Below are 9,616 nucleotides of genomic sequence, written 5' to 3'. Positions count from 1 at the left end.
TGTCATTTGCACATCGCCGCACAGTGGCAGCCACTATCCCGATATTATGCTGGAACAGCTACGCGTGCCGCTCATGGATCTGAGGCGGACGGAGGACGCTTTTGTCGATGAATTGTTTGCCCAGGCGCCCGAGACTGGCGCGACCCTGATCCGCGCCAATTATGCGCGCGCCTATGTCGACCTCAACCGCGATGCCCGGGAGCTGGACCCGGACATGATCGAGGGTGACATGCCAGGGCCGGTGGCGGCCCCCTCGCCGCGCATGCAGGCTGGTCTTGGTTGCTTCCCCCGGATCGGCGCGCGCGGGGAGAATATCTATTCGTCCAGAATTTCGGCCGCCGATGCGCGCTTCCGGCTCAATGGCGTACACGGCCCCTATCATCAGGCGATCGCCGGCGAGATCGCCGAGCATCGCGAAACATTCGGCTGCGCCATCCTGCTCGACTGCCACTCAATGCCGTCTCACCAGCCCGGCCGCCGCGAGCTGCCTGATATCGTGCTGGGCGACAGGTTCGGGTCGAGCTGCACGAGCCAGCTGACCAATCTCGCCGAGCGCGAATTCAGGAAGGCCGGCTTCAGCGTCGTGCGCAATGCCCCTTATGCGGGCGGGTATACGACGCGGCGCTATGGCCGCCCGAACCGGCATGTTCATGCCTTGCAGATTGAAATCAATCGCGGCCTCTACATGGACGAGCACGCCATAGAGCCCAAACCGTCCATGCAATCTGTCATGTGTGCAGCGCAAAATGTTCTGCAGGCGATCTGCGCCCTTTCCTCTCGTCTCTGCCCCTAGCAAAGATAAAAAAATGGCCGCACCAAGCCGGCGCGGCCAATAAGGTAAAGGGAGGAAACGCCAGAAGGCGTTAGCACCGCAGTGCTGAGTTCAATTTATTGTGCGGCGCACAAAATGCAAGTCCCAAACGAAAAAAGTCTGCATTTCTGCATGCAGTGACAGGAATCAAGCAAACTGGCCCAAAGATTGCTCTCCATTCTCCTCGTATTCATTCCGGGACGGATTCCCGGGCCAGATGGGGAGCCGGGATATGACGGACAAGACCGACCTGCACGTAGGCAAGCGACTTCGCCGCCGCCGCAGATTACTGGGACTGACACAACAGGAACTTGCCAGCCAGGTGGGGGTCCGATTCCAGCAAATTCAGAAATATGAATGCGGCGCCAACCGCATGACGTCCTCGCGGCTATACGATCTGTCGCGGGCGCTTCATGTCTCTGTGCAGTATTTCTTCGACGGCATGGAAGCCGACGACCTGCTCGCCGCGAATGATGCAGGCGGCATGGCTGGCGACATTCTGAGCCAGAAAGAAACGCTTGAACTGGTTCGCGCCTATTACCGCCTGAGTGAACGGCCACGCCGCCGTCTCCTGGATCTGGCAAAGGCGCTGGAAACCGACAACAGCGATAGCGGCGCTGCTTGACCGCGCCCGCTCACTGGCCCAAAGCGCTGAGGCATGAGCCACGCGATTGACGAAAATGATATCCTGAACCTGACCAGGCAGCTCGCAGACGCTGCCTGGTCAGCGATTCAGCCCCACTTCCGCACAGGCGTTGAGACCGAAAACAAGGCGGCCGGCACGGCTTATGACCCGGTCACCCTCGCCGACAAGGCCGGCGAGGAGGCGATCCGCGCCATCCTGGCACGTGAGCGCCCGGATGACGGGATTGATGGTGAAGAATTCGGCCGCCACGAAGGAAGCTCCGGATGGACCTGGCTGCTTGACCCGATCGATGGCACCCGCGCCTTTATTGCAGGCTTGCCCGTGTGGACGACGCTGATCGCCCTCGTCGATCCGGACGGTCATCCTGTTTTTGGCCTTATCGACCAGCCCTTTATCGGTGAGCGCTATTTCGGCGCGCCATCCGGCAGTTTTCTGGAAACCCGCCATGGACGCACCCCGCTCAAAGTGTCGACCTGCACCGACCTGCGCGACGCCATCATCGCAACGACAGACCCGTTCATCATGACGCCGGCCGAACAGGGCGCGTGGACACACCTGCGCCATACAGCCCGCGTCACCCGCTACGGGCTCGACGCCTATGCCTATGGCCGGCTCGCGGCTGGTACGGTGGACCTGGTCTGCGAGACGGGCCTTCAGGCGCACGATGTCGCAGCCCTTGTGCCGGTGGTGAGAGGCGCAGGCGGGATTGCCCGGGACTGGCGCGGCAATGAGGCCAAGCTCGGCGCCCAGATCGTCTGCGCGTCTTCAGAGGGCGTGTTCGAACAGGCGCTGATTTCATTACGGCGGTCGGCTGAATAGAGGCCACTGCAACCCTGCTGGTCACAACCGGCGAATTCGCGCTAGATAAGCCCACATGACCGATCCAAGCGAATCCCTCGTTCACCGCAAGCTTCCAAGGAAGGCGTGGCCGAACAGATGGCGTATCTCGAACATCATTGATGGCCGCGCGCTGCGCGTGAAGCTGACAGCGGCTGCGCAGGACAATATCGGCAACGAAGCGGCCGCCCGCAAGGAAGTGCTGAACCACCTCCATGGCGCGCTGTTCCGCGGCCGGATGATTGCTCAGGAACGCTTGCAGCAGGGCGCCGACGGTCTGGATACCGCAAGGCTGCTCTCGGCGGTTCAGGATGAAGTGCTGCACGCGCTTTATGATTATGTCACCGTTCACGTCCACCGCGCCAGCAACCCGACAGAAGGCGAGCGCCTCGCCGTCTTCGCGACCGGCGGCTATGGCCGGCGCGTGCTGGCCCCGTCGAGTGACATCGATCTTCTTTTCATCCGGCCCTACAAGGCCTCGGCGCATGCAGAGAGCGTCATCGAATACATGCTCTATGCGCTGTGGGACATGGGGCTGAAAGTCGGCCATGCCTTCCGGACGCCAGAGGAGTGTATCCGGCTCTCAAGGGAAGACGTGACGATCAAGACGTCGCTTCTCGATGCCCGGTTCCTGTTTGGCGATGAGGCATTGTCAGAGACGACAGCCGCGAAATTCAGGGCCGAGGCGATTGAGGGCCAGGACGCCCAGTTCATCACCGACAAGCTCGCCGAACGCGATGCGCGCCACGCCAAACAGGGCAATACGCGCTATGTCGTCGAGCCGAATGTGAAGGAAGGAAAGGGCGGGCTGCGCGACCTGCAGACGCTCTACTGGATCGTCAAACATATGGACGATGGCGACACACTCGAAGACGTGATGCAGTCTGGGCCATTCACCAAGCATGAGTATGCCGTGTTCATTCGCGCCGCCCGCTTCCTGTGGACGGTGCGCTGCCATCTCCACTATGTCACGGGCCGGGCCGAAGAGCGTCTCAGCTTCGACCTGCAGCCAGAAATCGCCTCGCGCATGGGCTATCGGGACCGGTCAGGACAACTCGGTGTCGAGCGGTTCATGAAACACTATTTCCTGGTCGCGAAGGATGTCGGCGGCTTGACGCGTATCCTCGCCGCCAAGCTCGAAGCCGAACACAAGAAGAAGCCGGAAGGCTGGCGCCGCTTCATTCCGTCCGGCGCCCCCAAGCCCTTGCCTGAAAAGGGCTTTGTTCTCGATGGTGGGCGCTTGAATGTCGCCGAGGACGATGTTTTCAAGAAGAACCCGGCCAATCTGGTCCGCCTGTTCGCGATCTCCGACGAAACCGGATACGACATCCATCCGGACGCGATGACGCTCGCAACACGCAAATCGAGGCTGATCAATTCCAAGACCCGCCACAATGAAGAGATGCGCGACCTGTTCCTGAAGCTTCTCGTCGATGGCAAGGATCCTGCCCTCGCCTTGCACAGAATGAACGAAGCCGATGTGCTCGGCCGCTTCCTGCCGGAATTTGGCGGCATCGTCGCGCAGACCCAGTTCAATATGTATCACCACTTTACCGTGGACGAGCACACCATCCGTGCGATCGAATACATGGCTGAAATGGACCGCGAACCGGGCGAAGGCTTCGAGCTCGCCCACCGCCTCTTTCAGCGCATCGAGAACAAACAGGTGCTCTACCTTGCCATGCTCCTGCACGACACTGGCAAAGGCCATGGCGACCAGCAGGTTGAAGGCACCAAGACCTCGACAAAGGCGGGCAAGCGGCTCGGCCTCTCGGACGCCGAGACGGACCTGATCGCCTGGCTTGTCGGCCATCACCTGGAAATGAGCGAGACCGCGCAGAAACGCGATATTGCCGATCCCGCCACGATTGTCCGCTTCGCCGAAATGGTCGGCTCGGTCGAGCGCCTGCGTCTCCTTTACATCCTCACCATTGCAGACATTCGCGCCGTCGGCCCCGGCATCTGGAACGCCTGGAAAGGCCAGCTGCTGGAGGACCTGTTCCACAACACTGAAGCAGCCCTGCGCGGCGGGCGGACCGATGAGCGCGGCGTTGCAGCAGAGCTTGCCGGGCGCGCGGCGCTGACCCGCGAACAACTCACAGAACGGATCGGCACCATCCCGCAAGTCATGCAGGACATGGATCCGGCCTACTGGACCGGCTTCGATGTCGATGAACTGGAAGACCATGCGTCCAAACTCGAGCAGGGCCGCGAGTCGCCTGTCGTCTCGGCCAAGATCCGTGCCGATGGCGGCGGGGTATCCCTGCTGGTCGCAGGCCAGGACAGGCTCGGCCTGTTTTCCCGCCTGGCCGGCACCATTGCCGCCCAGGGCGCCAATGTCGTCTCCGCGCAGGTGTTTACCGGTTCCTCCGGCTTTATCGTCGACGTCTTCATCCTGCAGGATGGCAAGGGCGCGATCTTTGCGGCCGGCGATCCTCAGCGGCTCAAACGGCTTGAGGACGAAGTCCGAAAGGCGATGACGAGCAATGAGCCTCTCAAGCAGATCCCGAATACCGCGTCGCGGCGCCATGCGGCGTTCCTCGTCATTCCGCAGGTTGAGATCGATGAGGCCCTGTCGACCGACTATACGGTGATCGACATTGCAGGCCGCGACCGGCCGGGCCTTCTGCATGATGTCGCCAGCGTGCTCGCAGATCAGAACATCTCGATCCATTCAGCGCATGTCGGCAGTTATGGCGAACGCGTCTTCGACGCCTTCTATGTCCAGCTGCCGGACAATTTTAACGCCGACAAGATATCGTCACTCAAAGAGCAACTTCTGGACGTTCTGAAGCGCGATGAACCTGAAGCCCCGCGCACACCAGCCCGCCGCCTCAAACAGGCAAATGCGGCTGACAGTTTCTGATCTCATAACGGAGAGCGCTGCTTCATGAGTGTCCTGAGGAATACGCTCACGCAATCTGTGTGGACACTTGGCAGCCGCGCGCTCGGTTTTCTTCGCGATGCCGTAATCCTAGCAAAACTTGGCGCTGGACCGGTCGCGGATGCGTTCTTTACAGCGCTTATGTTTCCTAACCTTTTCAGGCGCGTGTTTGCAGAAGGCGCCTTCGCGCAAGCCTTTGTGCCCGCCTATGCCCGCACGCTGGAGGCCGAAGGCGAAGAGGCCGCCCGAAAACTCGCCGAGGAGACGTTGCGCGGCCTGCTCGCCGTTACGATCGCACTCGTCATTCTCGCGCAGATCGCGATGCCGTGGATCATGCTGGCGCTGCATGGCGGCTACAGGAACGATCCGGTCCATTTCCCGCTGGCGATCACGCTGACACAGATCACCATGCCATACCTCTCCTTTATGGCGCTGGCGGCGCTCCTGTCGGGCATTCTCAATTCTGCCGGACGGTTTGCCATGTCGGCCGGGGCGCCGACCCTGCTCAATCTCTCGCTCTTGGCAGCCGCTTTCTTTGGCGGCGACAATTACGAGGTTGCCCGATCGCTTTCGATTGCGGTGACAGTGGCTGGCGCGCTGCAGGTCGCCCTGCTCTGGTATGGCGTGTCGCGCCAGAAAATCCGGCTGCGCCTTGGCCTGCCGAAGATCACGCCCGGCGTGAAACGCGTCGCCGCGCTGGCCATTCCCGGCACGATTGCCGCCTCCGGCATGCAGATCAACATCCTTGTCAGCCAGTCGCTCGCCAGCTTCGAGGAAGGCGCAAAGACGTGGCTGTACTCGGCGGATCGGCTCTACCAGCTGCCGCTCGGCCTTGTCGGCGTGGCGGTTGGCCTAGCTATCCTGCCGCGTCTTGCCCGTGCTGCCCGTTCCGATGACGATGCCAGCTCGCAAGCCGTAATGGACAATGGCGTTGGCCTTGCCATGGCGCTGACCATGCCGGCCGCGGCCGCGCTCATGGCAGCGCCGTTCCTGTTCGTCGATGGCTTCTTCACGCGCGGCGATTTCACCTCTGCAGATGCCATGCAGACCGCCCGCGCCCTCTTCCACTTCGGCTGGGGCGTGCCCGCCTTCGTGCTGATCAAGGTCCTCGCGCCGGGCTTCTTTGCGCGCGAAGACACAAAGACGCCGATGAATTTCTCGCTGATCTCGGTCGCCGTGAATACCGTGCTTGGCGCGAGCCTGTTCTTCTGGCTGAAGTCAAAGGGCGTGGCAGGCTTCCCGGGCCTGGCCATCGCAACCAGCACGGCGGCCTGGGTGAATGCGGGGCTGCTCTTCCTGACGCTGCGCCGCCGCGACTGGTACACGCCGGGCGCAAGGCTTGTAACGCGGCTGGCCAGTGTGCTTGTGGCGTCCGCAGCGCTGGCCGCGCTGCTCTGGTATCTCTCCGGGATGCGCGAGACGGTCAAACTCTACACGCTCGATTCCAAATTCCTCGCGGCGCTGGCCATCGCTGCAGCGGGCGCGGCCGCCTATGGTGTCTTCGCCATCCTGTTCGGCGCAATCCGCCTCAGCGAGCTCAAGCCTGCCAAAAAAAGCTGATTGTTTGGATTCGCAGGCGCGTCATAATTCGTTTCATGAGAGTTACCCTGGTCTTCAGCTTGTGTCTCTTGGTCGGTGCGCCGATGTCATTCGGGCAGGGTGCCGCAGCGGCAGAAGGATATTGCACGCCGAGCAACACCAAGGAGATCAGCCTCCGCGACGTTCTTAAGTCCCCCTTCGAATTTGAAAGCGCATGCGTCACAGTGGAAGGATACGCAACTGCGCGCGCATTATTCTATCGCAAATCAGATTTGAAGGTGAGGTATCCAGCTCAGAATAATCGAATAGCGAAGCGGCGACTGGGTATATATGGGCCGGAAGAGCTGATGGAGCGGGTTAGCTCTCTTCACGGCAGTAAGCTTCGACTGACAGGCAAGATCTTCGATTGTTCTGACCTTTACGTGGAAGGTGTCGTAATGGTTATGGGCTACTGCCATTACACGGACGGCCCGTTTATCGACCTGGATCAAGTTGAGACCATTGATTGACAGGCAGGCAAATGCGTAAGGAGGGGCTAGGCGCGGCTAGACCCTTGCGCTATTGGCGGCGCCATGAGCGATACACAGACCCCAGCCTATACCGGGCCGCAACGCGTTTTCTCCGGTATCCAGCCCACCGGTAATCTCCACCTTGGAAATTATCTCGGTGCCCTGCAGAAATTCACCCGGCTGCAGAATGAGGGCTGGGACTGCGTCTTCTGTGTCGTCGACCTACACGCGATCACCATGCCGTTCGACCCGTCGCAGCTGGCGAACCAGACCCGGCAGATTGCCGCGGCGATGCTAGCGAGTGGGGTCGAACCAGGAAAATCAGTGCTCTTCGCGCAATCCTCAGTGCTGGCGCACACGGAACTGACCTGGGTTTTTGATAGCGTGGCGCGCATGGGCTGGCTCGAGAAGATGATCCAGTTCAAGGAAAAATCGGGGAAGGATGCCGAACGCGCATCGGTTGGCCTGTTCAATTATCCTGTCCTGCAGGCTGCGGACATTCTCGCTTACAAGGCCACGCATGTCCCGGTCGGAGAGGACCAGAAGCAACACCTTGAACTGTCGCGCGACATCGCCGACCGCTTCAATCGCGACTTTGACGCGCCCGGCTTCTTCCCGCTACCCGAAGCGCTGACCGACGGCCCCGGTGCGCGGATCATGTCTCTGAAGGACGGCACCAAGAAGATGTCGAAATCCGATCCGGCGGAAAACTCCCGGATCAATCTCATCGATGACGCCGACACGATTGCCCGCAAGATCAAGAAGTCCAAGACGGACACGCTAGGCGACATGCCGAGTGACAAGGGGGGGCTTGAAGGCCGGCCGGAAGTCGCAAACCTCGTCGGCATCTATGGGGCACTGGCCGACATGACCGATGAACAGGTCCTCGCCGAATATGGCGGCAAGGGCTTTGGCACCTTCAAGCCGGCGCTGGCCGATCTCGCCGTCGATCATCTCGGCCCAATCACAGCCCGCATGCGCGAGCTGATGGACAATCCGGGCGAGATTGATGCGGCTCTCAGGCAAGGCGCAGAGCAGGCGAATGCGATTGCCGCACCGATCATGGACGAGGTGCGTCAACTGGTCGGCTTCTGGCGGCCCTGATGTCGTCCCACATCCGGGGCTGATCTTTTAAAAAGGTACCCAAGATGCGCGTCGTTCTCGCCTCCCTGCTTCTCGCCCCTGCCCTGATCGCGGCCTGTCAGCCTACCTCCAATGATGCCAGCGCGGCGCAGGACGGCCCCGTCCTGTCCTATACGGACGCCTTCATAATGGCGCCGCTTGGCGGACGCGATGTCACGATGGGCGGGATCGAGATCAGCGTCACTGGCGGCGACGTCATGCTTTCAGGGGTGACCAGCGAGATCGCGACCACCGTCGAGACGCACAGCATGTCGATGGACAATGGCACGATGAGGATGCGCCCGGTCGAGGGCTGGCAGATTGAGGACGGCGAAACGCTGGTCCTGGAGCGCGGCAGCGATCACCTCATGTTTTTCGGCGTCGAAGAGGGGCTTGCAGCGGGCGACACGGCCAATGTCACCTTCTATTTCGATGTCGAGGGCCGCGAGGAGCCGCTGATGCTCGAAGCAGAAGCGGACGTGCTGGCGCTGGGAGAGTAGACCCTTAAGCCTTAGCGGCCTTGTTCTGGAACTTGATCACGCGCGGCACAATTTCGTCGCGGAATTTCGAGCCGTTGAAGACGCCATAATGACCGACGCCCGGCTGGACATAGTCTTCTTTCAGCTTGCCCGGGATGCCCGTGCAGAGATCGTGAGCGGCCTGTGTTTGGCCGATGCCCGAAATGTCATCGAGCTCGCCCTCGACCGTCATCAGACCGACCTTCTCGATCAGACCCGGCTTCACAAGCCGCTCGTCACGATAACGGTATTCGCCGCGCGCCAGCAGGCATTTCTGGAACACGCGTTCAATCGTCTGGATATAGAATTCTTCCGTCAGATCCAGCACCGACAGATACTCGTCATAGAAAGCCTTGTGCTTGTCCGAGCCGTCCTCGTCGCCCTCGATCAGGTGATCGAAGAAGCGGGCCTGCGCATCGACATGCCGGTCCCAGTTCATGTGCATGAAGGAGGTCAGCTGGATGAAGCCGGGATAGACCCGCCGGAACGCGCCCGGCCAGGGGGCCGGCACGGTGTGGATCATCTTGGAGCGGAACCAGTCGAGGCTGCGTTCTTCCGACAGCCGGTTCGGCACGGTCGGGGAGCGGCGCGCATCGATCGGTGAGCCCATGAAGGTCATCGTCGCCGGAAGCGCGTCGGAGCCATCCTCGGCCATCATCGCAATGGCGGCGAGCACGGCGGGGCCGGGCTGGCAGACGGCAAGGGTGTGAACGCCGGCGCCCATATGGTCCAGCATCATCTGGATATGGT

9 protein-coding genes are annotated in these 9,616 nt (G+C 61.2%); 8 read left to right on the top strand and 1 reads right to left on the bottom strand.

Annotated elements, in window-relative coordinates; genetic code table 11:
• From WA989_RS03190 to WA989_RS03155, 8 genes are all read left to right on the top strand, one after another.
• Positions 1–793, top strand: a 793-nt coding sequence (locus tag WA989_RS03190) for an N-formylglutamate amidohydrolase (protein ID WP_424339078.1), incomplete at its 5' end; no start/stop codon positions are given.
• A 250-nt stretch (positions 794–1,043) separates the two neighbouring features.
• Complete coding sequence (locus tag WA989_RS03185) at positions 1,044–1,436, top strand: helix-turn-helix domain-containing protein (protein WP_424339077.1); 393 nt, start codon at positions 1,044–1,046, stop codon at positions 1,434–1,436.
• Between the two features lie 33 nt (positions 1,437–1,469).
• Complete coding sequence (locus WA989_RS03180) at positions 1,470–2,276, top strand: inositol monophosphatase family protein (RefSeq protein ID WP_424339076.1); 807 nt, start codon at positions 1,470–1,472, stop codon at positions 2,274–2,276.
• A gap of 55 nt (positions 2,277–2,331) precedes the next feature.
• Positions 2,332–5,160 carry a [protein-PII] uridylyltransferase gene (locus tag WA989_RS03175; protein WP_424339075.1) on the top strand — a complete coding sequence of 943 codons (2,829 nt, stop codon included), beginning with the start codon at positions 2,332–2,334 and terminating at the stop codon, positions 5,158–5,160.
• Positions 5,161–5,184: 24 nt separating this feature from the next.
• On the top strand, positions 5,185–6,738 hold the full coding sequence (murJ, locus tag WA989_RS03170; RefSeq protein ID WP_424339074.1) for a murein biosynthesis integral membrane protein MurJ: 1,554 nt from the start codon (positions 5,185–5,187) through the stop codon (positions 6,736–6,738).
• Between the two features lie 35 nt (positions 6,739–6,773).
• The gene (locus tag WA989_RS03165; RefSeq protein WP_424339073.1) at positions 6,774–7,226 is read left to right on the top strand and encodes a hypothetical protein; all 453 of its coding nucleotides are present in this window, start codon (positions 6,774–6,776) and stop codon (positions 7,224–7,226) included.
• A 63-nt stretch (positions 7,227–7,289) separates the two neighbouring features.
• Positions 7,290–8,330 carry a tryptophan--tRNA ligase gene (gene trpS / locus WA989_RS03160; RefSeq protein ID WP_424339072.1) on the top strand — a complete coding sequence of 347 codons (1,041 nt, stop codon included), beginning with the start codon at positions 7,290–7,292 and terminating at the stop codon, positions 8,328–8,330.
• A 44-nt stretch (positions 8,331–8,374) separates the two neighbouring features.
• On the top strand, positions 8,375–8,848 hold the full coding sequence (locus WA989_RS03155; RefSeq protein WP_424339071.1) for a copper chaperone PCu(A)C: 474 nt from the start codon (positions 8,375–8,377) through the stop codon (positions 8,846–8,848).
• A 4-nt stretch (positions 8,849–8,852) separates the two neighbouring features.
• Here the strand turns inward: WA989_RS03155 and phaZ are convergent.
• The coding region (gene phaZ / locus WA989_RS03150; protein WP_424339070.1) for a polyhydroxyalkanoate depolymerase at positions 8,853–9,616 on the bottom strand (764 nt) is incomplete at its 5' end.

It is taken from the genome of Henriciella sp. (genome assembly GCF_049649345.1).
Taxonomy (GTDB): domain Bacteria; phylum Pseudomonadota; class Alphaproteobacteria; order Caulobacterales; family Hyphomonadaceae; genus Henriciella.
This window is presented reverse-complemented; position numbering and strand designations above follow the sequence as displayed.